Raw genomic sequence first — 25,868 nt, forward strand, 5'->3', positions numbered from 1 at the left:
GCATGTTTGCCGATATCTATTTTCAGTCACCTTTTTCTGAAAAGGTTCTTGCTGTGCCTGAGTCTGCGCTGATGCGTGATGCTGACGGTGAATGGCAACTATTTGTTGCCGGTGAGGACGGCACTTTGCAGGCACAAACCGTGACATTAGGTAAAAAATTCGGTGAGTTTCAGCAAATTTCCGGTGTTGAACCCGGTGTTACCTATGTGTCATCCGGCGCATTCTTTGTGGCATCTGAAATCGCTAAAGGCGGTTTTGACCCGCACAATCACTAGGAGAGCGCCGTGTTTAGTAACATGATTGAAAATGTGGTGCGTCTGCGGGCACTGTTTTTACTTGCGCTCATTACACTGTGCGCTTTTGCGGCCACCATGGTACCGCAACTAAATCTTGATGCGTTTCCGGACGTCACCAATGTGCAAGTGGCAATTAATACTGAAGCGCCCGGCCTCGCTGCGGAAGAGGTTGAGCAACTCATTACGTATCCGGTTGAGGCCGTGATGTATGCGTTGCCCGATGTGGAAGAGGTACGGTCCATTTCTAAAACCGGTTTGTCCGGTATTACGGTGGTGTTTAAGGAAGGCACCGATATATATTTTGCCAGACAGCTGGTTTTTGAACGCCTGCAACTGGCGGCACAAATGATTCCTGAAGGTGTGGGGGAACCGGTTATCGGCCCGAATACATCCGGGTTAGGACAGGTTTATCAGTATTTGCTGGTTGCTGAACCCGGTTCCGGTTATGACAGTAAAGCATTGCGCAGTTTGAACGACTACTTGCTGAAACTGTTGCTGATGCCGGTTGACGGGATCACTGACGTGTTGTCTTTCGGCGGTGAGGTGAGACAGTACCAGGTAAACGTGTATCCAAACCGGCTGCTTTCTTACAACCTTACTCAACAGGACGTGATTAACGCACTGGAGAAAAATAACAATAACGCCGGCGGCTGGTATCTGGACCGGGGGCCGGAACAGCTTGTTATCAGAGGGACCGGTTGGCTGGGCAGTGGCGAAGACGCATTGGCGGCCATGCGCCAGATCCCGCTGAAAAATGAGGGGCAGGCGCTGGTTACCGTAGGTGATGTGGCAAGTGTCGAAATGGGCGCCGAGATCCGCCAGGGCGCAGTAACCATGTCAGTCAAAGATGACAACGGCCGGATCATCAATCGTGGTGAAGTGGTTTCAGGTGTTGTGCTGAAAAGAATGGGGGCCAACACCAACGCCACAATCAATGCGATTAATGCGCGGTTGCCCGTCATCGAAAAGGCCCTGCCGGAAGGTGTCACCTTTGAGCCTTATTACGATCAGGCTGACCTTATCCATCAGGCGGTCAGCACGGTGGTTCAGGCATTAATTCTGGCTTTCTGCTTCATTGTTGTGGTTTTGGCCTTATTCCTGCTCAGCGCCCGCGCTACTTTCCTGGTGTTGCTGTCGATTCCGGTTTCCATTGCTTTCGCACTCAGTGTACTGAGTTTACTGGGTATTTCGGCAAACTTAATGTCGCTGGGCGGTATTGCCGTGGCCATCGGTATGCTGGTAGATGGTTCGGTGGTGGTAGTTGAAAACCTGTATCAACGGCTGCGTGAAGAGCCCGGAAAATCCATGGCGGATTCAGTGGTTATGGCCACCAGGGAAGTCGCCAGGCCTGTATTCTTCGCTACCCTCATCATTCTGGTGGTGTTTACCCCATTGTTCAGCTTTGAAGGGGTGGAAGCCAAGTTGTTCCAGCCCATGGCCGTAGCCATTATGCTGGCACTGATTTGCGCGGTCATTGTGGCGCTGATTTTCGTACCCGTTCTGGCGACTTATGTGTTGTCATTCAGGCCCGTCAATGTGCGGGAAAACCGTGTTCTGAACAGTCTGGAATTGCGCTACAAAGCATTGCTTGAAAAAGCCATGCATCGACGGAAACTACTCGTTGCCGGTATGGCGGCCTTGCTGGTGATCACTGGGTTCATTATTCCACGCCTGGGCACCGAATTCGCGCCTGAGCTGGAAGAGGGGACAATTAATCTGCGGGTGACGCTGGCGCCGTCTGCCAGTTTGCAAACCGCACTGGACGTTGCCCCGAAACTGGAAGCCTTATTGCTGGAATTTCCGGAAGTCACTTATGCGGTGAGTAAAATAGGCAGGGCTGAAATTGGTGGTGACCCTGAGCCGGTAAACAATATTGAAATCTATATCGGCTTGACGCCCCAATCGTCCTGGACAACAGCAGACACCCGTACTGGCTTGCAAAAACACATGGAAGAAAAGCTGGAAATTCACCCAGGATTACTCTTTAACTTCTCCCAACCCATTGCCACTCGTGTGGACGAACTGTTATCCGGCGTAAAAGCGCAGCTTGCCATCAAGTTGTTCGGGCCGGATCTTGCAGAACTCGCCAGATACGGCCAACAAATTAACGATGTTGTTGCGCAGGTTGCCGGAACACGGGATGTAGCGTTAGAGCAAATATCCGGCGAAGCCCAGCTGGTTATCCGTCCCGACAGGCGGGCGCTAAGCCAGTATGGTCTTAACGTAGCTGATGTGATGGGGCTGGTACAGCAGGGACTTGGCGGTCAGGAAGCCGGGCAGATCATTAACGGTAACGAGCGCTACGATATTATGGTGCGGTTTGCCGGCCCCTATCGTGACAACATTCCTGCTCTGGAGGAATTACGTCTGTTATCCGCTCAGGGGGCGAGGGTACGCCTGAAAGATGTGGCAAGTATCGAAATTGAATCAGGCCCGCCTCAAATCCGCCGGGATGATGTTCAGCGGCGGGTGGTTATTCAGGCCAACGTGGAAGGCCGTGACATGGGCAGCGTGGTTGCTGATATCACCCAGCAGATCGACAGCAACGTGATGTTACCCGCCGGATACACAGTGCAGATTGGTGGTCAGTTTGAAAACCAGCAACGGGCCATGCAGCGTTTGTCGGTGGTGGTGCCGTTATCACTGGTGCTCATTGCGCTGTTACTGTTCTTTGCGTTTAAGCGTGTGGATCAGGTGTTGCTTATTATGCTGAACGTGCCGCTGGCGGCTGTGGGGGGCGTGTTGTCATTGTTTGTCAGCGGGCACTATTTGTCTGTGCCCAGTTCAGTTGGCTTTATCACCTTGTTCGGGGTTGCAGTGCTGAATGGTGTGGTCATGGTGGAGAGTATCAATCAGCGCAGGCAGAGCGGTACAGATCTCAACCAAAGTGTACTGGCCGGTGCAGCTTCCAGAATGCGACCGGTTCTGATGACGGCAGCAACATCGGCGCTGGGTCTGGTGCCCATGCTGCTGTCAAACGGTATTGGCGCTGAAATTCAGAAACCGTTAGCGTCGGTAATCGTTGGCGGCCTGATCACCAGCACACTTTTAACGCTGGTGGTTCTGCCCGTTTTCTATTCCTGGTTTATCCGTGAAAATAAAGCTGAATCCTGACGATAACAGGTAAATAAAAACACCGGTGTGCAAAGCGCAGACCGGTGTTTTTCAAAGCAGCAAATTCTCGTCTTTTTTATTGCTCAGGCTTTTTCAACATATCGTCATGATCATCCATGTTCCAGGGCAATTCACCCGGGCTGTTGTCCAGAAAGTGCAGATAGTTTTCAAACTGGTCGAGGATATCTTTAACGATGTTGTCTTTTGCGTACCCGTAAATATCGTAAGACAAGCCGCCACGGCGCAAAAATACCTCCGCACGGTAATATTTTTCCGACTCATCCTCTTCGGGTTTAAGTTCAGCGTAGCTGAAGCCCGGTACAAGATGTTCTGTCATACGGATATCGTACACAAAATCCATGTGGTCGTGACGTTCAACGGTTAACCATGCACGGTTTAATTCCTCATCAAAGGTTACACCGGCATGCCATTCCTTCGATTTAAGCTCATCACGGACATCATTCATGGCAAGTACGACGGTATCCTTAATAAAATTATGCACGGTTTGTTTATCAGGATAATCCACCATAGACGCCAGGCGGCGTTGCCACTGGGAACCGCTATGATTATTTTTGTTCAGCGTATGGGCCTGAAGACTGTTATTTCTGTAGCCCTCGATAACCAGTGCCCGCCACAGCCCGGTGGCTGCCAGCAACATAATCACAGCAAAAGGCAGTGCACTGGCAATGGTCATGGTTTGCAGTGCACTCAGGCCGCCGGCTAACAACAGTACTGCTGCCACAGTCCCTTCCAGGAAGGCCCAGAATACACGTTGCCACACCGGGCTGTGAGGGTTACCGCCGGATGCCAGCGAATCAATAACCAACGAACCTGAATCTGATGAGGTGACAAAAAAGGTAATAATAAGCACCACAGTGAGCGCCGATAGTAATGACGATAACGGTAATTGATCGTACAGCTTGAACAATGCGATGGCGTGGTTTGCCTGCACTTCCGAAATCAGACTGGTGACCCCCTCGTTCATAATGGCGTTGAGTGCTGTATCACCGAATACCGAAAACCATAAAAAGGTAAACAGGGTAGGTACAAGCATTACACCGACAACAAACTGACGGATAGTGCGGCCACGGCTGATCTTGGCGATAAACATGCCCACAAAAGGTGCCCAGGCAATCGTCCAGCCGAAAATAAACAAGGTCCAGTTGCCAATCCAGTCACTTCGGCTGTAAGCCTGAATATTAAATGTCCGGGCCACAATGCCGTTCAGGTAACTGCCGGTATTTTGTAAATAAGACTCGAGGATATGAACCGTCTCGCCAAGCACAAAAACAAAACTCATGAGAGAGACCGCCAGCACCATGTTCAGTATTGATAAGCGCTTCACACCTTTGTCCATTCCGGCAACAACCGATACTGTTGCTGCCAGTGTAATTACTGCAATGGTAATGACCTGTACGGTGGTATTGATGGGAATGTCGGATGACAGATAGTTCAGCCCGGCATTAATTTGCGTTACTGAAAGGCCAAGGGTGGTGGCAATGCCGAATAGCGTGCCCAGAATAGCGAAAATGTCCACGGCATGTCCCAGGGGACCATAAATCTTATCCCCGATAAGCGGGTACAGGGCTGAGCGGATAGACAAGGGGAGTCCGTGGCGAAATGCGAAATAAGCCAGCACCAGGCCTACAAGGCCGTAAATGGCCCAGATATGAAATCCCCAGTGAAAGAAAGCAATTTGCATAGCCTGTTTAGCGGCATCAATGGTTTCCGGAGCGCCGGCCGGTGGCGAGGCATAATGCAACACCGGCTCAGCAACGCCGAAGTAGAGAAGGGCAACGCCATAGCCGGCTGAAAACAGCATGGCAAACCATTCAGGAAAACTGTATTGCGGTTCGGCATGATCCGGCCCGAGTTTAATGTTTCCCCAACCCGAGGCAGCCACCGCCACAATGAACATAAGAAACAGTGCGACTGACAGCATGTAAAACCAACCAAAGGTTTTGGTGATCCACGCTAACGTGTTGTCAAAGGCTTCTCCGGCTAATTCCGGATTACTGATGGTGCCGGCGACCAGCAACAAGATGATGGTAACAGCCGGCAAGAATACCGGAATGAGTATGGTGGAGCGGGTCGCCTTTTCTTTCATATATTATCCTTAGCAATGACAGTGCATCTTCGTGCCTTTAAAGACAGCCTTCAGATGATGGGTACAGTGCCCGGTAAGGATTAGTTCACCTCCTGATAACATTGCCGGTTTCACCTGTTGCGTCAAAGCGTGTGAATCCCTTCAGGGTTTTCAGCGAAATAAGCAGATTTGACCGCGGATTTAACTATTTTATGCCTTCACACAGGAAGTGAAGAGGCTAATCTGCGGGAATAGCCGGGATAGAATTTCTGCCAACAATTTACAAGGAATCATTATGACTTTACTGAATACCGTTGAGCAGTCCCCTGCAGAGAGTCCTGAAGAACGTTTTGTGAATCCTGACATCCTTTTGGAAGGTAATCCGCTATTACAATTGTGGGCGCCTTATTTGTCGGCTTCTAAAAAAGTGAAAATTGGTGTGATGTCCGGCGAACCCGGTGTTAACCGTTCGGCCAAAAATGGCATGCTCGAGTTTTGCTACATGATTGAAGGTGAAATCGAACTCACTGAAGACGGTTGTGAACCGAAGCGATACAGTGCCGGCGATACATTTTTCATGGAAGACGGTTACCGGGGGACGTGGCGGACTATAGAAACTTATAAAAAAGTGTATGTGTGTGTATATAACGACGAGCAATAAAACGTAAGAGCCTGCACTTTACTTTAAAGTCCCTTTATCGGGGACTTAAGCCTGCTCTTTTTCAAACGTCCAGTCGTTACCTTCAAATTTCAGCAAGAAATTTTCAGCATTAGCACTGGAGTGTAATGATACCTTCAGCAGGTTGGCGTTTAACGATAAAAACTCAATGGTGCCTGAATCGGAAAGCGTGGCCTTGATGTGACCGGTTTTCAGGTTGCTGTTAAACTCTTTAATATGCAGTAGTTTCTTTTTGCAGAAAAAAGAGATCCCGTCCAGAACTGACATCTGCTTATTTCTCTCAACAGTATAACTTCCCATAGAACAACCTCTGTATTGCCGTCATTTGATTCTGGCAGCAAGTTTGTCTATGCGCCACTATACTTTCAGACGAAGAGGTATGCCTTACGAAGCAACGTTTTAGCGAACTATACGTTTTTTGGTTGTTGAGCGTTCAAACAAGTCACCAGGCTGATTGGCGGCCTTAATTTCCCTTTTTCTTATCTATTTGAGTGTCGGTGTGGTAGCGTGACTCCCCATGTTAGACTTTTGTCTAATAAAATCTCTTTGCAAAGGGGTATCGATGCAAACACAAAATTCGTCATTTTCATTTCAACGTTGTGAAGATGAACCTATCCATATCCCTGAAACTATTCAGAGTTACGGCTTTCTCATCGCGTTCGGAAAAGAGACGTTAGATGTAACGATAGTCAGTGAGAATATAAATAACCTGTTCATTGACTCCATTACCGGTAAAGCCTTTCTGGCTTTGCTCTCGCCGGAAACTGACAGTAAATCATTCCTGACGGATACCTTTGAGCGTGTCTCAAAAAGCAATATCAGGCTACCCATTAAGATACGGTTAAATGAAAAGTTGCTTTGTGAAGGGGCGGAAGCTGAATATCTTGCGGTAGTTTATAACAGTGGCGATCACTATGTGGTTGAACTGGAACCGGCTACTGAATTCCGTGATACGTACAGTGCAGAGCAGTTTATTAAACTGTATTCCATGTCTGTGGCTCCCCGTTTTAAAGAAATGTCCACGCTGAATGAAATGGCGGCGGAAATGGTATCAACCATCCGCTATCTCACGAATATGGACAGGGTGGTTCTGTACAAGTTTAATGACGATTTTTCCGGTAAGGTTATCGCAGAAGCAAAAGCGGACGATATGTCTTCCTATCAGGATCTCTATTTTCCGGCTACTGACATTCCCAAACAGGCGCGGGAGCTGTATAAAACTAACTGGGTTCGCCTGACACCGGATACAGAATTACCCGCCTCTGAACTCATCCCGTCGCGTGAAGAAACCGGCCGTGAACCGCTGGATTTGACCCGTTCTCTGTTGCGTCGTTTTTCTCCGATACATTTGCAGTACATCCGCAATCAGGGGCTGCGGGCATCTTTTTCCGTCTCACTGGTAACCGAAGGCGAACTGTACGGACTGATATCCTGCCATCACCGTGAACCCTGCTATATTCCTCAGGATGTGCGCCTGCAATGTGAGAACTTAAGTCAGTTGTTCAGCTGGCATTTGCGGGCGAAGGAAGAAGAAATTGCCAGGATTAAAAAAGAAGAAACGGATAAAGCCGTTGATTTGATGCTGGATAAAATCGGCCCGTCAAACCCTATTGGCAGAGTCGTGAAAAGCGGTGAGAAAGCGTTTCTCGATGCGTTAAATTCAGATGGTTTTTTGTATTTTTCTCAGTACGAAACCATCTCTTTAGGGAACGTTCTGCCTGTTGAACTGGTTAAATCTATTTTTAGTAAGGTGAGTCACAGTTACGGCTTTCCCTATACCAATGATCACCTCTATGAAGAGTGGCCGGAAGCCCGTGAGCTTGGGATCGCCGGGATTATGATTATCCCGTTGTTCGAGAAAAAACGCTACTTTACGGCATGGTTCCGGAAGGAAACGACGCGTATTCAGCGCTGGGTCGGTGTTGAGAACGAAAAAGACGAAGATGCGCCTAAAGAGGAGCGGTTAAAACCCAGAACGTCTTTTGCGGTGAATGAACGCCGTATCACCGGGTATTCTCATGCTTTTGACAAAGCCGATATTGAAACAGCAAACCGGCTGAATCGTATGTTCCTGGTGTACGCACTGGATGTGCAGGAAAAAATGCATATCAGTATTCAGGAGCTTGAAAAACAGGATCGCTACCGCAACGAATTCCTCGCTACGCTGGCCCATGAGTTGCGCAATCCGTTAGGGCCGATTACGTCCGGTGCCAGTATCCTGGAATCCGTAGACGACGAAGCAACCAGAAAGCGTGTGACAGCCATTATAAGTCGTCAGGCAAACTACATGTCCAAATTGGTCAACGACCTCATGGATGTGTCGCGGATCACGCAGGGGAAAGTAAAACTGGAGTTCGAAAAACTACTTATTCATGAAGTGATTTCCCAGTCACTGGAAATGGTCAACGAACATCTTGCTGCTAAAAATCATCATATTGATGTGGAATACCCGAATGAGCATGTCACTGTTTACGGCGATAAAGCAAGGCTCAGCCAGATATTCTCCAATATCATTCATAATGCTGCCAAATATACAGAAGATGGCGGACATATTCGCATTCTGGTGCGGGGAGAAGGCTCACTGGTTGTGGTGGAAATTGCCGATAATGGCATGGGGATCCCTCAGGAACGGCTTGCAGATGTGTTTAATATGTTCACGCAAATTGAAGCCCATTCTACCCATACTAAGGGCGGGCTGGGGATCGGTCTGACTCTGGTGAGCAAGCTTGTGGCTCTGCACCATGGCGATATCCGCGTGGAGAGTGAAGGCACGGGTAAGGGGAGTACTTTCTTTATCCGTCTTCCAATTTCGCGTATTGCCTATGATGAAACCACCGTGGGTTCTGACGAAGATGAGGTCACGTTAGAAACCAGGGTAATGTTTGTCGACGATAATGCAGACCTTGTTGATACCTATTGCATGCTGGCCGAGTCCATGGGATACAAAACCAAAGGCGTGTCAGACCCGACTAAAGCGCTGGAAACATTCAGGGCCTTCAGACCCAACTGTGTGTTTCTAGATATCGGCATGCCCGGCATCGACGGCTATGAATTATGTAAGGTGCTGAAGATTCAGCCGGAGGCGTATCAGGTTAAGTTTTATTCGCAAAGTGGCTGGGGATCAGACCGCTATCTGGAAGACTCCAAAAACGCCGGTTTTGAAAAACACCTGGTTAAACCCCTTACCAAAGATGTAATTAAAACTGCCGTGGAATCCTGAATTTTCCGCTTAGTTTGAAGAGGGGACTCTTTTCAAATTATTACATGCAGGCAGGGCTAATAGCCTTGCCTGCAATCCACTTCCCCTTCCATGGGTTCATCATTAAGCCAGCGTTTTATGTTATCAACAAGATGCAAAGCAGCTGTGTCATTGCGGGTCGATGAAGCGATGTGAGGGGTAATATGAATTTTCGGATGCGCCCAGAACGGGTGGGATTCCGGAAGCGGCTCTTTTCCAAATACATCCAGCACGGCGTAATTCAAATGCCCGCTTTCCAGTAAGGCCAGCAAATCCTTTTCAACCAGATGGCCACCCCGTCCGGTATTGATCAATGACGCGCCGGCCGGTAGTGCCGACAACGTGTCATGATTCAGAATGCCCCGTGTCTGCTCTGTGAGTGGCAGTAAGCAAACCAGCACATGACATCCGGAAAGAAATGCCGGAAGACTTTCTTCACCGTGAAATGTCGTAATCCCGGGTAAGTTTTTAGCGCTTCTGCTCCAGCCTCTTACCGTAAAGCCCAGCCCGGAAAGCATGGCCGCGACTTCATTGCCCAGATTTCCCAGGCCCAGAATACCCACTGTACATTCATGAGGCAGGGCCACAGGCAGGGGAGACCAGGTTTTACGTTGTTGCGCCTGTGCATAGTCCATATGTTGCCTGTGCAGCATTAATACGGCAGAGGCAACATAGGTTTTCATTTGCTGAGCGATGGCCGGATCGACCATTCTTACCAGCTTTATATCAGAAGAAAGTGATGCCGGAGAGAACTGGTCTACCCCGGCACCAACGGAGAAAATCGCTTTCAAATTTGTAAACCGCGACAACGCATTCTCCGGCAGCGTCCAGGTGACAATACCGTCCACGGCAGTATCATCGGGCACATCCGGCCAGGTCAGCCAGTTTACTTCCGGTAACGCATTGGCCATGGCTTCCTGCCAGCATTCCCCGCGGGTGGCGGGTCCTTTATAGAGTAGCGTCAGTGGCACGTTATTTTTCCGGTTTAAATAAAGTAGACAAAGGATAATGCAATTTTTCGATGGGGGATTTCAGCACGATGTAACTAAAATATTTGGATATCCCGAAATCGGCTTCCAGAATTTCTTCCATCAGTGACTGGTAGTGAGAAATACCCCGGGTCACAAACTTAAGTAAATAGTCGTAGCCACCACTGATCAGGTGGCATTCAATGACTTCGTCAATAGTACGGATATTCCGTTCGAACTTGGCAAAATCTTCCATGTGGTGATCTGCCAGAGTTACTTCAGTAAAGACTGTCGCCGTTTCGCCTAACTTGTGCAGGGCGATTTTTGCATTGTAACTGGTGATGTAACCGGCTTTCTCAAGTCGCTTAACCCTCGCCAGACAGGGGCTGGGAGACAATGCTACAGCATCTGCCAGGTCTGTGTTGGTAATACGGCCGTTTTTCTGCAATTCGGCCAGAATGTTGATGTCGATACGATCCAGCTTTGTACCCGCCATAAAATACTCCGTTTACTACTTAATTCGCTTTACGTTACCTGTATTAAGTAACGTAAAGCAACGCTTACCAGCAGAATCTGCTATTTAAAACGCGTATTTCACACTGATCCTTGCCGTACGGGGAGGTCCCGGCTGGGTCCACAGTGCGGAGTAGGAACTGGCGTAGTATTCCTTATCGAACAGGTTATCAATATCGGCGTTAACCGACAGCTGCTCAGAGAAGTTTATGCTGCCGAACAGCTTCACCGTGGTATAGGCGGGCAGCACATAATCCGGATCGATAGTCTCACCTAATCTGTCACTGACATAAGTAACACTGGCGCCTATTTTAGCGTCGTGTCCGGCCACATTTAAAAAGTGCATGGCAGTGAGGTTGGCTTTATTTTTAGGGATATTAATTAACTGACTGCCTGCGGGAATTTCAACACCCCAGTCAAAGTTGATAATATCATTCGACGTTTCTGCATCTACGTATGCGTAAGCAAGCGTCAGCGTAGTATCAGCGCCTATAAAAGCATTAATATCGATTTCAACACCCTGACTTTCCGCTGCACCAAGTGCGGCTGAATAGCCTGAGTTCACAGGGTCCGCTGTGAGTACATTGGTTTTTTCTGCACGGAAAATGGCAACTGTACCACTGATACTTTCATCAGCGTTGTTGAACTTCATGCCCGTTTCATAAGATTTACTTTCTTCCGGCTCGAAAGCCATACCGTTAATGTCTGCACCTGAGTTTGGTCTGAACCCTTCAGAGTAACTGGCATAAAAAGTATAAAGAGGTGACATTTCATACACCAGACCTACACGTGGGCTGAGGGCCGTTTGCGATTGCTCTGCAACTGTGTCAGTCAGGTATGTGTAAAAGGTTTGCTCGAAATCGTCAAAACGTATGCCGCCTAGAAGCTTCCAGCTTTCTGTTAAGTCAATCTGATCCTGAAAGTAAACCCCGTATGCGCTCTGTTCTTCGCGGTTGTCCCACATAGGAGATGTTTCCGGCAATTCCTGTCCATAAACAGGATTTTGCAAATCCACAGAGTAGGTAGTGTCGCCTGCGCCCCAGGCTGTTCTCCAGCGTTGCTGGATTTGATCTAACTGGTAGTCGTAGGCATCAGCACCAAAGAGAATGTGGTGGGTCAGGCCTGCGGCTTCTACGGTGCCGCTGAACTCAAAACGACCGGAGAGATCGTCCGCTTCATAATTACGGTATCGTCGCTGACGGGAAACCGTTTCACCGTCTGTGTACAACAATTGACGTCCGGCAGAAAGCTCAATATCTGTGGAATAGCCTTCGAAGGTTGACTCACGATAATTCAGACCAACCAGTAAATTCCAGTCGCTGTTAATGCGGTTCTGAATTGTTAACTGATGGCCCAGTGCCTCAATTTGCATGGGACCGTCGTTTGGTTCGCCATAAAAGTTCTCTATGGGTACAGCGCCAAATTCATAGTTCAGAACCGGAATACCTCGGTCAAACGGTGCTTCCTGATCCAGCAGTTCCATTTCGTAAGTAACACTGGTATCGCTGTCAAAGTTATAGGTTACAGAGGGGGTCAAGGCGAGCTTCTTGCTTTCTACAGTATCACGGAAGCTGCCGGCGTCCTCATAAGCGCCATTTACACGAAAAGCGGCGTCTTTGTTAATGGCATTCGTATAATCACCTTCAATCCGGTAAAGATCGTAGGATCCCAAGGTCGCCTGAATATAACCTTCTTCATCGAACTGAGGCTTTTTGGTAATGATATTAATCGTACCGCCGGGCTCACTTCGGCCATAGAGGGCTGACCCCGGGCCTTTTAGTATTTCAATTGACTGAATATTAGAGGTGTCACGGCGACCGCTGTAACCACGGCCTGCACTGAAGCCGTTAACGATATAGCCTGAAGGTAAGTTTTCATCGCCGGCAAATCCACGTATGGCAAAGCTGTCCCACAAGCCACCAAAACTGTTCTGGCGGGCGATACCACTGGTAAAGTCCAGTGCATTTTGCAGATCATTAATTCCGGTATCTTCTAACAGCGCGCCGGATACGATATCCACATTCTGGGGTAATGATTTTAACGGAACGTCGCCACGATAAGGCTGACGCTGGGTGACAACCTCAATTTTTTCAACATCATCTGCTGATGCATTTTTTTCCTGGGCATTAACACTTGCCGTCAGTGCCATGCTGACAGAGGCTGTCAGCACAGACACCATAAAAATTCCGGGTTTCTTCATCACGCGTTGTTCTCCATGTATTTATATTCAACGGCAAAAGGATTCCGGTGTTATGTTTTTACGCTGCTTATGCAGTCTGGTTGTCACCCGGATTCACCTTCCACAATCAGTATACGGGAAGGTAGTCGCTGGAAATGCGTCGAAAGGCGCTCTGCAAACAGCCAAAAATGTTAACGCGAGAGTATTCGCGGCATTTTATGCTTCTGCAGCTTCGTAGACGATTTGTGCGATGAGGTGAAGGTTATCTACGACCAGTTTCAAAAATCAATCTGAAAATTGTCATTAACACAAAAGGTTAATGACAACTTTTTACTGATTCAGCACCATTTTCATTGAAAAAGAGGTGTTACTGGTATCCGGAAATTATACGATGCATTTATTACCAGCCATAAAAACGTTGCCACTTATGAATTACTGTTAAATTCTCACCTTCTGTGACTTCATAGTGAGGGTGTTGTGCTGCTGTGGCGCAGGCGTGATTGGGTAAGATTCTTAGTCTGGTGCCTACCGGTAAATCCGGCAGGGTGCCTTTGCTGCTGTGAAGGGACAGTATACCGTGTTCCTGGTTGGCATCGACCATCAGTAAGTCTTCATAAATATGGCCGTGGATATCGCATACTACGCCGTCTCCCTGATCCACTTTTTGTTTTGATGTGCCTTTATCACGTGACATCGCCATCCAGCCTGCGTCTACCAAGATCCAATTCTTTTCTTTCCTGTTCAGCACATTCAATCAGCGCCTGTGATGTTGACTCACTGTAACTGGCACCGGCATGTGTCATCACCCCTTTGAGCTTTGCCGGCGTTCCTGCCAATTCACCGGCGATAGCGGTCAGCGTGGCTGAATCATGAGGTTTTACTCCTGAGCGGTGACCGTCGCAGTCTATTTCAATCAGCACACCAAACTCACAATCACTGGCGGTACAGTACACTGCCAATTCTCTTGCCTGTGCAACTGAGTCCAGTACCACTGTTATTCCGGTACCATTTTTTGCGAGGGCAGCCAGACGCTGATATTTACCCGGCGCAATGCCCACTGCGTACAAAATATCAGTCACACCACCGGCAGAAAATTGCTCCGCTTCTTTCAATGTGGAGACGGTTGCCGGCCCTGAAGGCGTTGACATCATCATCCGCGCGACTTCGATGCACTTGGATGTCTTCAGGTGTGGCCGGAACGAAACATTGAAGGGGGAAAGATGGTCTTTCAGCCTTTTAATGTTGGCGTTAACTTTTCTGATATCGAGGATCAGAGACGGCGTGTCTATGGTGTTGAGTGTTCGCTGTTCTGTTAGCGGACTGTCTGTCCCGGTTCTGGCTGCCTGTACATAATGGCCGCCGGGAGATGGTGCGTTTTCAGTTACGATATTCATTCACTTTAACCTTTGTCTTTTTTTCTATCATAAGCACAAATTAAAAGTGATTCGAGCTATTTGTCTTTATGTGAAGATAAAAGTGCGCAATTTGTATTAACTATTCAGCACAGTGTGCTGCCGCCGTACTTTAACCGGAACTGAGGGATATTTTTCTGAGCAGGGTAATTAACGTGGACAGTTCTGATTCATCCAGCGCACAGACCGATTTATCTGCCAGCGCAAACCGGCCGGTAATAGACTCTTCAATCAGTGTATTACCTTTTGTTGTCAGCGTGACTTTAACGCCTCTGCGATCGCCATCTGACACTGTGCGTTTCACCAGCCCTTTATTTTCCAGCCGCTTCAGACAGGCCGTCATTGCGCCTGAGGTTAAAATAACGGATTTTTGCAGTTCTCCGGGTGACAATTGAAAAGGGCTGCCTTTGCGACGTAATGTAGCGAGAATGTCGAAGTCGGTATAATTGATGCCATGTGTTTTCAGAAACTGGTTTACGTTCTGTTCAAAACGGTTGCCAAGGTGAATGATGCGCGCACTGGCTGCCATTCCCGTTCCCGCCATATCCGGCTTTTGTTTCGCCCAGTCCGCAAGCAGGCTGTCAATAATATCTGAATTCATAGGTGTGTAACGTTGCTGAAAAATGAAAAGAATCAAGGGGAAACACTAGCACAAGATTGCAGGGCAGAGTAGATGTGCGTAGAGATTGAACAACAACCGCTCATAATACCGGCGACCGCGCTTTTCTTTAAAAAATTACTTGCGCCAGCCAGACTGCATCGCTATTATACGCGCCGTTCCAAGCAATCGCGGAACGTCCTCAAATGCGTCTATAGCTCAGTTGGTTAGAGCGCTACCTTGACATGGTAGAGGTCCCCTGTTCGAGTCAGGGTAGACGCACCAAATAGCCAGGCACCAACTTTAAATTCAAATTCTACTGTTCATCCAGATTATCCCGGATATTTTGTCGCCTTAGCACCGCCATAATTTCAACGGTATCTTTTCCGGCAATGCGGTATTAGATGGTTTCATTAGCAATAACCGACTTGCGACAGCCTTGTCTTATATCCGTCGCCTTCGGATACCGGTAGAGATGTGTTGCAATTTGCTCTATGCGTTCAAACAAGGCTTTGTAGTAAGCATCGGTTCTGGCTTCACCAAATCGCTGAAATCCGTATAAATATATCCCCCGGATATCCTTTTATGCTTTATTTGAAATCTTATAATTTGCCCCACTAATCATGAATTGTGCTCACTGATAAAGTGTCATTATTCACATTGAGTGGCTGGATATGATGCTTGCACTGGTTAGAGTTGCACTGAGTAAACCCTACACCTTCGTGGTGCTGGCGTTACTTATTCTTATTACAGGGCCGTTGTCGGCCATGCGGACGCCGACGGATATTTTCCCGAATGTGGATATTCCGGTGATTGCGGTTGCCCTGCAGTGGCGGGGCTTGCCGCCTGATGGCATTGAAAATGGTGACGTGGTTCGCGTGGTAAACGGGCAGCAGGGTTAAAATAAGAAACTAAAACGGGATGTGAGTGGTTGTGTATGGTAAGTCGATGCGGGTAACGATAGTATTTCGGATTACTCAGACGCTAAGGGAATGACTTACGACAATGCGTTACTCACACCTTCTGTTTCTTTTTTTCATACTGTTTAACCCTGTACGGGCTTTCGCTGACAGTTTCGTCACTTCTGCAAATGACGGGTTTACTTATTCTGGCAGAGTGGCTTACACAGAGCTGGGAGCATTTTTAAGCTGGCCGGGTAACAGTGTTACCTTTTCTTTCTCCGGCAAAAAATTGGTACTGGCGTTAGACGATCAAACCGGCAGGAATTATTACAACGTCATTTTTAATGGTCAGGACATTTCACCCTATGTCATTCATACGAAACAGGGTCTGCATCAGTACGATCTTAGTCATAGGGTACGCAACAATACAACGCAAGTGACACTGTTTAAACGTACTGAAGGTGAAGAAGGCGGAACCTATTTTCAGGGCGTGACACTGGCAGACGGGGGGAAGCTGCTGGCAAAACCGGTGCCGCCGTCAAGACGCATCCTGTTTTATGGCGATTCGATTACCGTCGGCATGGGCAATGAAGCTGCCCATAATGACCCGGATAATAAGCCTTCTGAAAAAAATCACTATCTTTCCTATGCGGCTATCACGGCCCGGCATCTCAATGCGGAATTCCATTCAATTGCGAAAAGCGGTATTGGCTTTATGGTCAGCTGGTTTGATTTTACGATGCCGGAATATTATGACCAGCTTACAGCGGAAAGTAACAACAATTCTTCATGGCATTTTGATGACTGGCAGCCTGATGTGGTGGTGGTCAATCTTGGCCAAAATGATCGTTGGCTGATTGAAAACGAAAAGCGTTTAAACGCCGGGCCTGAGGAGATCAAAAAATCCTATGAAGAATTCATCCGCACGTTGATGAAGCATCATCCTGATGCTGAGTTTGTGTGTGCTATCGGCAGTATGGATGCAACAAAAACCAGCGTGTGGCCGGATTACATTGCCAGTGCTGTTGATGCAATTAAGGCGTCACCTGATTCACAAGGAGACGGGCAAAGAGTTCATACGCTGGTCTTTGATTTTACCGGTTACGGTGCTCATCCTCGTGTGGAACAGCACAGAGAAAATGCCACGAAGCTGACGGGTTATTTGAAAGAAATAATGAACTGGTAGCGTATTTACGATTATGTTAACCCGGTTATCCGGATGCCGTTTTGGCGTGGAAATGGTCACTTCCATGTTGGAACATGCCGGGGCTGCATCCGTATTCGTTTTTGAAAAGCTTATTGAAATAGGGCACGTTTTTATAACCTACCGAGTATGCGATTTCAGAAACGTTGGCGTCCTTGTTTTCCGTCAGCAGGCGGGCCGCTTCGTTCAGCCGCAGCTTGTTTAAATAAGTTGAAAACGTGTATCCGCACTCACTTTTCAGAATGTCGTTAATTTTATTCCGGTTAATGCCTAACGCCCGGACAATAAACTCAAGATTTAGCCCGGGATTTGCGTACTCTTTGGCAAGGAATTTCAAAATGGCCGTTTTATCTTTGTCTCTGTGGCTTTCCAGTGAAAGGTGTTCGCAGTCAATTAACGGCCGGTCCTTCTGAAGCTTATTTTTCACTTCTTTCATCAGATATTTGCTGTGGGCTTTAAACAGCCATGCGACCAGCATTGCACCTGAGGCAAGTAATATAGCAGCGCAAGTATATAAGTAAGACCAGTCTTTACCGTTAAACACAATTTCGCGGATACTGATGGTGGACTGCACATTCAGTGGACTCTGAATGGAACTGCCAAATGAAATTTTCTTTACTCTGGCCAGGCTGTATTCCTGCTCACTGAGCGCCTGATTATACCACTTGTACCACCATTCCGGTGTTTCCAGCCGGGTGATATCTATGTCGTAACGCTGCCACTCACTTTTACAGTGAAAATACCGGGTGGAAATACGATCAGACCTGGCATCATCAATTTTGCTGGCATTTTTATCGAGAGTGAATAAAGAGAAGGTCAGGGTACTTTCCGGTGAACATTTTGCCATAAACGACAAGGTATCAAACGGACTCAGGTCCACGAGATCAGGCTGTCCCTGACTGTTCAGAAACAGCATTTCGCCCATGGCAAAGGGATAGTCTTTCTGTTCGTTCAGTAACATGCTGAGTGTGTAACTGAACCCGTCATCGATAACCGAAATAGTGGATGCGCCACCTTCCTGCGAATCATCGTAAGTCAGGCTTTTCCACTTCAGTTTGTTTTCTTCAGCGGCGCGGGGGAGCAGAGGCTCTTCGGGGAAAGACTGATGATATGCAATGGCTACCAGTATTACGGCGAAAATAGCGTATGCCGTTAACGAATAAATAACCTTTTTATGGTAGCCAAACATACTTTCCGTTGTAACCACGTGCCAGTCTGCAAATAGGGATAGGTTTATATAATCAAACTCACAACCATTCGTCAATGCGCGCAAGGGGGCGACATGTAAGAATATTTACATGCTGAACATAGTTATATTTTCTGCCACAATTTCTTCTGTTTTTTGCACATTGCTAGCTTTTTTGCGTTTTCAGATATCTCAGGACCAGTATTCTCATTAGTTTTACCTCCATTAACAAAAAACAAACATTGCATCCCGATCGTGGTAACAACATGAAGGCGATACGTGTTCAAAGATGACTTTTATGTTTTGGGTTTCTGGCAAATAAAATGAAAAAAGCAAAAGACTTTAAAGAAAAAGTAAATAATGGTTTACTGTTCATCACCGTTGCCATCGCTTTCTTTTTTGCGTCCGGTTCGTCGCTAAGCTACGGGCAGAATTCGCCGGTCAGCCCTCCGGATAAAACCGCTATTAGCAAACATGAAGTCCTTATTTTTAATTCTCCCGGTGAAGATTGGGAGTCTGAGTCGCTTCCTCTGGGCAATGGTTTGCTCGGTGCAACCATTGCCGGTGGTGCAAAAGAAGACGTTATTCAGTTTAATGAGAAAACACTCTGGACAGGTGGCCCCGGCAAAAACGGTCAGAATCAATCCGGCATGCCTGACGATACATCCGGTTATGCTGAGCAGGTAGAAGCCGTCGTCAAAGAAATCACGGGAAAAGGCTCGCTGTCACCTGACTATGTGGCTGGCAAACTGGGCCATCAACAGCCGGACTATGGCAGCTATCAAAGCTTCGCTGATCTGGTGCTGTCGTTTCCTGACATGACGCAGGAGATTCACGATTACCGTCGCAGTCTGGATTTAAATACGGCTGTGGCGACAGTGAGTTATTCCGCAGACAAAATTGACTACAAAAGAGATTATTTTGTTACTTATCCCGACAACAGCATTGTCATCAGGCTGACGGCATCTGAAAAAGGCGCGCTGAGCGTATCCGGCAAGTTACGCTTTCCTGAAAACAGAACCTGGTTGGCAGAGGGGAGCGGTCAGGATACGTTACTCTACAGCGGAGCATTAACAGACAACGGGCTTGAATTTGCAGCCGGCATGCGTATTTTGCATGAAGGTGGCACCAAAAATGTGACAGACGCAGAATTCAGCGTAAGAAACGCTGACGTCGTGACCATTGTGCTTACCGCGGCCACCAATTATGCATTACGTCACCCGGATTACCGGCTGGGACATGCAAAAGATAAAGTCACCTCGCAACTCTCTCATCTTAGAAACTTCTCTTTTGATGAGCTGCTAACCCGCCACCTGAATGATTATCAGCCTTTGTTTAACCGCGTCAAACTGGACCTTGGCGATGGTGAAACCGGAGAACTGAAAGCTGCGCTCAAGGCTTATCCTTCTAAAAATGAGTCGCAGAACCGCGCGCTGGAAAGTCTCTATTTTCACTATGGTCGCTATCTTTTAATTGCCTCATCCAGAGCGGGCTCGCTGCCGGCGAACCTGCAGGGTATATGGAATAAAGACATTCAGGCTCCCTGGAGTGCTGACTATCATCTGAATATCAATTTACAGATGAATTACTGGCTGGCTCACACCACAAACCTGCCCGAAACACTGCCGCCGCTGTTCGATTTTGTAGAGAACCTCACAATACCCGGACGGGAAGCTGCCGGTAGATTGTTTGGTGCAGCAGGTTGGGTGGTCTTTCTTAATACCAATCCCTGGGGCTCAACAGGTTTGATTGACTGGCCCACCGCATTCTGGCAACCGGAGGCGGCTGCGTGGATAGCAAGACACTTCTACGAAGAAGTCGCATTCAATGCTGATGAAAGCTTCCTGAAAGAACGGGCCTGGCCGCTTCTCAAATTAACCAGTCAGTTCTGGCTGGACAACCTCGTTGAAAGCGCGGATTCAGACACACTATTGATTTCCCCTTCTTATTCTCCGGAACACGGTAATTTTACGGCCGGAGCGGCTATGTCTCAGCAAATCGTGACGGATCTGTTTGCAAACACGCTAGTACTTGCAGAACAGGTCGGAGACAGGGAGTTTGCCGCTGCATTAAAGAATGCACTTGAAAGGCTCGAACCCGGTCTGCGGATTGGTAAATGGGGGCAGTTGCAGGAATGGCGTCAGGATATTGATGATAAGGAAAACCGCCACCGTCATATCTCCCATCTGTTCGCTTTACATCCGGGCAATCATATATCACCGGTTGATACACCGGCCTTTTCGAAAGCCGCAGCGGTATCACTTAACGCAAGAGGTGATGCCGGCACAGGCTGGAGCCGTGCCTGGAAAATCAACTTTTGGGCCCGCCTTGCTGACGGGAACCGGGCCCTTATATTATTGCAGGCACAATTGCGGGACAGCACGTTAAGCAACCTGTGGAGCTCTCATCCTCCCTTCCAGATCGACGGTAATTTTGGGGCAACGGCTGGTATTGCGGAAATGCTGCTGCAAAGTCACAGGGGGGAACTGCATTTACTACCAGCGCTGCCCGATGCGTGGGAGCAGGGCAGAGTAACCGGCCTCAGGGCGCGGGGGAATCATGAAGTCAGTATGGAATGGTCTGACGGGCGCCTTAATAAAGCGATTATTAAAACCTTCACAGACGGCGAAATCCGCATTCGTTGTGACAGTTTTGACCACAAGATTATAGTAACAGCTAACGGAGAATACGTTGCTTTTACGTCGCCTGAGCAGGGCGTTATTAGTTTCACCACCTCAGCGCAGCAGGAGTATGCCGTTTCTGCTGCTGAGTAACAACAATAGCCACGAAGAGCTGAACAGTGGCATGGTTCAACGCAACATGGACTTTTAAAATATGAAAACTACACATTCAGGACTTGAACAGTTTAAGCACGCAAAACTTACCGCTTTTCTACTGGCATCCTTAGGGTTGGCCTGTCCCGCCACGGGTCTGGCACAGACTGACACAGAGGAAGAAGACAGTGAAGCGCTGGAAGTTATAGAAGTAAAAGGCATGCGGGCCAGCGTCATTTCCGCTCAGGCAACTAAAATGAATTCCAATAAAATCATGGACGGGATCAGTGCTGATGATATCGGCGCACTGCCTGACCGCAGTATCACTGAAACTTTGCAAAGGGTGGCGGGTGTTGCTATCGACCGTTACATGTCGTTAGGAGATCCCGAGCACTTTTCGGTGGAAGGTAACGGTGTGATTGTGCGCGGCCTTACCCAGGTCCGGTCAGAACTGAACGGACGGGGAACGTTCAGTGCTGACGGGGGCCGGACGCTGAGCTTTGGTGATGTGCCGCCTGAACTGCTGAATGCTGTGAATGTGTACAAAAGTCCGTCGGCGGATCAGATTGAAGGCGGCCTTGCCGGTACGATTGATCTGGAAACCCGTCTGCCTTTTCACCGCGACGGTCAGCAAATCGCGTTTGATATCAGTGCCAACTACGGCGACGTGATAAAAGAAACCAAGCCGGGCTATTCATTTTTATATTCCAACAACTGGGATACCTCTGCCGGTAAAGTCGGGTTTTTGTTTGATATTGCCGTCTCTGAATTGTCTACCCGTAACGATTCCATGTACGTAAGACCTTTTTTCTACCGTGATGACATTGCCGGATACGAAGGGTCAACAGTCTATGTCCCCAGAGGTGCAGACTGGCGTACCATGTATTTTAACCGCGAACGTAACGGCGCTTATGCGGCCCTGCAATATGCTCCGTCTGAAAAACACGAATTTACCCTGACATACTTTTCCAGCGATTATGATATGCAGTGGAATGAGGATGCCATATTCGTAGATAACTGGCCCTATGGTGTGCAGGTGGAAAGCGGTGCACAGTTCAGTGACAGCGGTGTACTGGAAAAAGGACGGCTGGTACAGGATGGCGGTATTCCCATGGGGGCGGATGTCCGGGCCTCTTCCCAGCAGGCGAAAACGGAAGATATCGCACTGCGTTACCGTTACGCCGGTGAGCAATTTCTGGTGGAAACTTCGCTGCAGCGGGTAAGTTCTGATTCTGCAGGGCTTGATAACACGGTGGCCACACAAATAAGTGTGCCTTACATTGATGTCGATTTAACCGGCAGCTTGCCCACTGTGACCTCAGATGCTTCTTATCTGGGAAACCCGGACAACTACGTCTGGAATTTCATCATGGATAACCAGTACGACCGCCAGGCGGATATGACTGCGGCAGATATCGATATTCAGTACTTTTTATCTGACGGTTTTTTCGAAGCTGTGAAGTTTGGTGCACGCTACAGCAAAACATCGTCTGATAACGCCGATACCGGTTACAACTGGAGTCCGTTAGCACCAAGCTGGTTGCAGGCTGCAATTGTGGAAGGGCAGGAGAATATTGTCCCTGATGTCAGTGAGCTGAATCTGAACTCCTTTGATAACTTCTTTGGTGGTGATGTGCCGGCGCCGGCAAACGTGTATGCACCTGATGCCAGTTTTGCGTTTGGTTATCCGCAGAGTTTTCAGGCCTTACAGGACCGGTTCGTGTATGCAGACTGGTCTGCCTGGGCGTACTGGAACCGCCGTGATTTAAATGATGATCAGTATACCAATGACCAGACAGAGGAAACGGCCGCCGCCTATGTGATGCTCGACTTCTTTACTGACGCACTGGGCAAACCCGTGTCGGGCAATGTGGGCGTGCGTTACGTTAAAACAGAAAATACCGCTCATGGTTATCTGCAATATCCGAACAATGCGCTGTTTGGCAACGGTGCTTTCACCGCCATGGATGCGGAGCACGATTACAGTAACTGGCTTCCCAGCTTAAACGTAAAAGTAGAGCTGACCGATGATTTGCTGCTGCGTTTTGCTGCCGCCAAAGCGATGGCGCGGCCAAATTTTGCAGATTTAGGCGCCAATATTGTGCTGAACGCAAATTTATCCAGTGCAGGAGAGGCCAGCCAGAATGCCGGTAATCCGCCTAAAGTGGAAGATTACGTGCTGACACTGGACTCCACACAAAATCCGTATCTCGACCCTATGGAGTCCAATCAGTTTGATGTGTCTCTGGAATGGTATTACGCCGAAGACAGTTCTGCTTATGTGGCATTGTTTACTAAGGATATCTCCGGCTACCAGGTGCCACAATTGTCTCAGGTTGAATTTGGCGGCTATACCTATAATGCCAGCTGGCCAGTCAGCAGCGCTGATGCTGAAATCACGGGTGTCGAGCTGTCGTTAAATCACTTCTTCTCCTCACTTCCTGCACCTTTTGACGGCTTCGGCGTGCAAATGAATTACACCTGGATTGATAGTGAAATTGATGCTGACTCAAGCTCTCAGCCGGTGGATACAGACGGCTCCGGCTACGGGGACATGCCATTCAGAGGCTTGTCGGAAAATGCGGCAAACCTGGTGTTAATGTACGAGAAAGCTCCGTTTTCCGCACGCCTGGCCTACAACTGGCGGGATGAATTCCTGATTGCAACCAATGCAAATGGTTTCACCGGCACGGAAAATGGCATCACTTATGGCTTACCGCTGTTCAATGCGGCGACTGCTTACCTCGACGGCTCTGTGACATATCGTATCAACGACAATTACGCCGTGGTTCTGGAAGCGAACAACCTCAATGATGCGGTGACTAAAAACGAGATGCGTCAGAACGGTCCGGGTAATCACTATAGTGCTTATCACGTGAATGACATCCGTTATGCACTGTCCCTGCGGGGCAATTTCTAGTACCCGCGCGTATCGCACTGCACCGGCTTTGTAATGGTAATACCTGCCGGTGCAGTGCAACGCTTTTCCCAACCCTGAATTGATATTTGGACACTATGAAAATCTATTATTTTGCAGGTCTTCTTCTTTGTGCAATGTGTGCGCTAAGTGCCTGCCAGAGTGCTGGGGTTAAGCCCGCCGCAGCTTCTCAATCCCGGCACGACTTACCTCAAGTGGTCACTCAAAACGGCCGCCATGCCTTTCTCGTCGATGGTAAGCCTTTTCTGATGCTGGGTGCGCAAACGAATAATTCCGCTAACTATCCCGCAGCGCTGGATAAAGTGTGGCCGGTTGTTGATGCCATGCATGCTAACACCCTGGGTATTCCGGTGGCGTGGGAGCAAATCGAACCGGAAGAAGGACATTTCGACTTCAGCTACCTTAATATCCTGATCCGCCAGGCCGCAGAACGGGAAGTGAAAGTGGTATTGCTGTGGTTTGCCACCTGGAAAAATAACGCGCCTCATTACGCGCCGGCCTGGATCAAACTGAATAATCAGCGTTTCCCCAGAGTGATCACACGCGACGGGCGAACCCTGAACTCTCTGTCGCCTCACGGCGAACACACGCTGGCTGCGGACAAGCGCGCTTTCAAAGCCCTGATGACGTATTTGCGCGATAATGATCCGGCCCATCAGGTGATCATGGTACAGGTGCAAAATGAAACCGGCACCTACGGCTCAAAACGTGATTACTCCCCGTTAGCAAATTCTCTTTTTAATGAGCCTGTCCCTGACACGTTACTGGCCCGGATGAACAAACAACCGGGTACATGGCCTGAGGTATTCGGTGATGAAGCTGATGAATTCTTTCATGCCTGGTCTATTGCCCGTTACGTCGATGAGATTGCACAGGCCGGTAAAGCAATTAAACCTTTGCCCATGAACGTTAATGTGGCGCTGAGAAATCCTTTTAATCCCGGCACGGGCTATTCCATGGGCGGCCCCACTGACAATGTTATCGACGTTTGGAAAGCCGGTGCCCCGCACATCGATATGATTTCACCGGATATTTACTTTCGAGACCATAAAACGGTAAAGCGGGTACTGGAATTGTACAGCCGTGAAGACAACCCCTTGTTTGTGGCAGAGATTGGTAACGACCAGCCCTATGCCCGCTACTTTTTCAGTACCCTGGGGCATCAGGGGATCGGGTTTGCGCCATTCGGCATGGATTACACTGGTTATGCTAATTATCCGCTGGGCGCGAAAACCGTTAACGACGACACCATCGCTCCCTTCGCTGAAATTTACGGGCTGATGCAGTCATGGTCCGGCGTATGGGCAAAACTCAGTCTTGAACATCAGGTTTGGGGAGTGGCAGAGCCTCACGACTCGTCAAAAGATGAAAAAGTGTGGAATGCCAATGTGTCGCAAGCAAAAGAGGAGTCTCCCGCCTACAGTCAGCAACTGGATCTCGGAAACTGGAATGCAGAAGTGTCCTACGGACGACCCATGTTCTGGATTGACCCGCCTGCTGGAAATCATCCGGCGTCCGGTGGCGCACTTATCGCTAAATTATCCGACGACGAGTTTTTAGTGACTGCGCTGCGTGCACGCGTCACCTTTACACCGTCAAAAGAAATCGCATCACTCCCAGTGATGATTGAAAGGGTAGAAGAAGGCCATTTTGACGAGCAAGGTAACTGGATATTTGAGCAGGTCTGGAATGGCGATCAAACTGACTGGGGACTTAATTTCAACGATGAGCCGCATATTCTCAAAGTAAAAATGACCACCTGGCAAGAATGAACACCTTGT

At 48.5% G+C, this 25,868-nt stretch carries 17 protein-coding genes, 1 tRNA gene and 1 pseudogene; 10 read left to right on the forward strand and 9 right to left on the reverse strand.

Translation table 11 applies throughout. The features are described 5' to 3' along the window. Together ACXAH4_RS09130 and ACXAH4_RS09135 are read left to right on the forward strand one after the other, a co-directional pair. Positions 1-275, forward strand: a pseudogene (locus ACXAH4_RS09130) (efflux RND transporter periplasmic adaptor subunit); the annotation flags it as partial. Positions 276-284: 9 nt separating this feature from the next. After that, entirely contained in the window at positions 285-3,410 is a 3,126-nt protein-coding gene (locus tag ACXAH4_RS09135) for an efflux RND transporter permease subunit (RefSeq protein ID WP_474881596.1), read from the forward strand. 76 nt (positions 3,411-3,486) lie between these two features. Here ACXAH4_RS09135 and ACXAH4_RS09140 read toward each other — a convergent pair whose 3' ends face one another. Beyond that, complete coding sequence (locus tag ACXAH4_RS09140) at positions 3,487-5,517, reverse strand: BCCT family transporter (protein WP_474881598.1); 2,031 nt, start codon at positions 5,515-5,517, stop codon at positions 3,487-3,489. A gap of 274 nt (positions 5,518-5,791) precedes the next feature. Between ACXAH4_RS09140 and ACXAH4_RS09145 the strand changes: the two genes are divergently transcribed. Then, entirely contained in the window at positions 5,792-6,157 is a 366-nt protein-coding gene (locus ACXAH4_RS09145; RefSeq protein WP_474851249.1) for a cupin domain-containing protein, read from the forward strand. A gap of 45 nt (positions 6,158-6,202) precedes the next feature. On the opposite strand, the gene ACXAH4_RS09150 is transcribed toward ACXAH4_RS09145, so the two are convergent. Continuing rightward, positions 6,203-6,475 (reverse strand): hypothetical protein, encoded by a 273-nt coding sequence (locus ACXAH4_RS09150; protein ID WP_474851250.1) that lies wholly within the window; start codon positions 6,473-6,475, stop codon positions 6,203-6,205. Positions 6,476-6,737: 262 nt separating this feature from the next. On the opposite strand from ACXAH4_RS09150, the gene ACXAH4_RS09155 reads away from it, so the two are divergent. Next, positions 6,738-9,395 (forward strand): ATP-binding protein, encoded by a 2,658-nt coding sequence (locus ACXAH4_RS09155; RefSeq protein WP_474851251.1) that lies wholly within the window; start codon positions 6,738-6,740, stop codon positions 9,393-9,395. Positions 9,396-9,451: 56 nt separating this feature from the next. Here ACXAH4_RS09155 and ACXAH4_RS09160 read toward each other — a convergent pair whose 3' ends face one another. From ACXAH4_RS09160 to ACXAH4_RS09185, 6 genes are all read right to left on the reverse strand, one after another. Continuing rightward, positions 9,452-10,384, reverse strand: a complete 933-nt coding sequence (locus tag ACXAH4_RS09160; protein ID WP_474851252.1) for a 2-hydroxyacid dehydrogenase — start codon at positions 10,382-10,384, stop codon at positions 9,452-9,454. Position 10,385: 1 nt separating this feature from the next. After that, a complete protein-coding gene (locus ACXAH4_RS09165; RefSeq protein WP_119501657.1) occupies positions 10,386-10,877 on the reverse strand; it encodes an Lrp/AsnC family transcriptional regulator in 492 nt (163 codons plus the stop codon). A gap of 84 nt (positions 10,878-10,961) precedes the next feature. Beyond that, on the reverse strand, positions 10,962-13,094 hold the full coding sequence (locus tag ACXAH4_RS09170; RefSeq protein ID WP_474851646.1) for a TonB-dependent siderophore receptor: 2,133 nt from the start codon (positions 13,092-13,094) through the stop codon (positions 10,962-10,964). A 379-nt stretch (positions 13,095-13,473) separates the two neighbouring features. Next, on the reverse strand, positions 13,474-13,773 hold the full coding sequence (locus ACXAH4_RS09175; protein WP_474881600.1) for a hypothetical protein: 300 nt from the start codon (positions 13,771-13,773) through the stop codon (positions 13,474-13,476). Beyond that, positions 13,757-14,467, reverse strand: a complete 711-nt coding sequence (locus ACXAH4_RS09180; protein ID WP_474881602.1) for an alanine racemase — start codon at positions 14,465-14,467, stop codon at positions 13,757-13,759. Before ACXAH4_RS09180 ends, ACXAH4_RS09175 begins: the two co-directional genes overlap by 17 nt. A 130-nt stretch (positions 14,468-14,597) precedes the next feature. Further along, on the reverse strand, positions 14,598-15,086 hold the full coding sequence (locus ACXAH4_RS09185) for a MarR family winged helix-turn-helix transcriptional regulator (RefSeq protein ID WP_349587238.1): 489 nt from the start codon (positions 15,084-15,086) through the stop codon (positions 14,598-14,600). A gap of 205 nt (positions 15,087-15,291) precedes the next feature. On the opposite strand from ACXAH4_RS09185, the gene ACXAH4_RS09190 reads away from it, so the two are divergent. The 3 genes from ACXAH4_RS09190 to ACXAH4_RS09200 all read left to right on the forward strand — a co-directional run bounded on the left by ACXAH4_RS09190 (position 15,292) and on the right by ACXAH4_RS09200 (position 17,171). Continuing rightward, positions 15,292-15,368: transfer RNA gene (locus ACXAH4_RS09190), tRNA-Val, on the forward strand. A gap of 389 nt (positions 15,369-15,757) precedes the next feature. After that, entirely contained in the window at positions 15,758-15,985 is a 228-nt protein-coding gene (locus ACXAH4_RS09195) for an efflux RND transporter permease subunit (protein WP_474881603.1), read from the forward strand. 103 nt (positions 15,986-16,088) lie between these two features. Then, a complete protein-coding gene (locus ACXAH4_RS09200; protein ID WP_474881605.1) occupies positions 16,089-17,171 on the forward strand; it encodes an SGNH/GDSL hydrolase family protein in 1,083 nt (360 codons plus the stop codon). 25 nt (positions 17,172-17,196) lie between these two features. On the opposite strand, the gene ACXAH4_RS09205 is transcribed toward ACXAH4_RS09200, so the two are convergent. Continuing rightward, positions 17,197-18,396: a helix-turn-helix domain-containing protein gene (locus ACXAH4_RS09205; RefSeq protein ID WP_474881606.1), complete on the reverse strand. Its 1,200-nt coding sequence runs from the start codon at positions 18,394-18,396 to the stop codon at positions 17,197-17,199. Between the two features lie 302 nt (positions 18,397-18,698). On the opposite strand from ACXAH4_RS09205, the gene ACXAH4_RS09210 reads away from it, so the two are divergent. From ACXAH4_RS09210 to ACXAH4_RS09220, 3 genes are all read left to right on the forward strand, one after another. Then, positions 18,699-21,149 carry a glycoside hydrolase family 95 protein gene (locus ACXAH4_RS09210; protein WP_474881608.1) on the forward strand — a complete coding sequence of 817 codons (2,451 nt, stop codon included), beginning with the start codon at positions 18,699-18,701 and terminating at the stop codon, positions 21,147-21,149. A 61-nt stretch (positions 21,150-21,210) separates the two neighbouring features. After that, on the forward strand, positions 21,211-24,069 hold the full coding sequence (locus ACXAH4_RS09215) for a TonB-dependent receptor (protein ID WP_474881609.1): 2,859 nt from the start codon (positions 21,211-21,213) through the stop codon (positions 24,067-24,069). A gap of 212 nt (positions 24,070-24,281) precedes the next feature. Beyond that, positions 24,282-25,859 carry a DUF5597 domain-containing protein gene (locus ACXAH4_RS09220; protein WP_474881611.1) on the forward strand — a complete coding sequence of 526 codons (1,578 nt, stop codon included), beginning with the start codon at positions 24,282-24,284 and terminating at the stop codon, positions 25,857-25,859. Positions 25,860-25,868: the final 9 nt, after the last annotated feature.

This window comes from Alteromonas sp. ABV2_168 (assembly GCF_056161165.1).

Excerpts from the sequence above, each read along its gene's own strand:
- ACXAH4_RS09140 (WP_474881598.1), bottom strand. The coding sequence starts at position 5,517 with ATGAAAGAAAAGGCGACCCGCTCCACCATACTCATTCCGGTATTCTTG.
- ACXAH4_RS09175 (WP_474881600.1), bottom strand. The coding sequence starts at position 13,773 with ATGGCGATGTCACGTGATAAAGGCACATCAAAACAAAAAGTGGATCAG.
- ACXAH4_RS09150 (WP_474851250.1), bottom strand. The coding sequence starts at position 6,475 with ATGGGAAGTTATACTGTTGAGAGAAATAAGCAGATGTCAGTTCTGGAC.
- ACXAH4_RS09165 (WP_119501657.1), bottom strand. The coding sequence starts at position 10,877 with ATGGCGGGTACAAAGCTGGATCGTATCGACATCAACATTCTGGCCGAA.
- ACXAH4_RS09155 (WP_474851251.1), top strand. The coding sequence starts at position 6,738 with ATGCAAACACAAAATTCGTCATTTTCATTTCAACGTTGTGAAGATGAA.
- ACXAH4_RS09200 (WP_474881605.1), top strand. The coding sequence starts at position 16,089 with ATGCGTTACTCACACCTTCTGTTTCTTTTTTTCATACTGTTTAACCCT.
- ACXAH4_RS09185 (WP_349587238.1), bottom strand. The coding sequence starts at position 15,086 with ATGAATTCAGATATTATTGACAGCCTGCTTGCGGACTGGGCGAAACAA.
- ACXAH4_RS09210 (WP_474881608.1), top strand. The coding sequence starts at position 18,699 with ATGAAAAAAGCAAAAGACTTTAAAGAAAAAGTAAATAATGGTTTACTG.
- ACXAH4_RS09195 (WP_474881603.1), top strand. The coding sequence starts at position 15,758 with ATGATGCTTGCACTGGTTAGAGTTGCACTGAGTAAACCCTACACCTTC.
- ACXAH4_RS09170 (WP_474851646.1), bottom strand. The coding sequence starts at position 13,094 with ATGAAGAAACCCGGAATTTTTATGGTGTCTGTGCTGACAGCCTCTGTC.
- ACXAH4_RS09180 (WP_474881602.1), bottom strand. The coding sequence starts at position 14,467 with ATGAATATCGTAACTGAAAACGCACCATCTCCCGGCGGCCATTATGTA.
- ACXAH4_RS09215 (WP_474881609.1), top strand. The coding sequence starts at position 21,211 with ATGAAAACTACACATTCAGGACTTGAACAGTTTAAGCACGCAAAACTT.
- ACXAH4_RS09145 (WP_474851249.1), top strand. The coding sequence starts at position 5,792 with ATGACTTTACTGAATACCGTTGAGCAGTCCCCTGCAGAGAGTCCTGAA.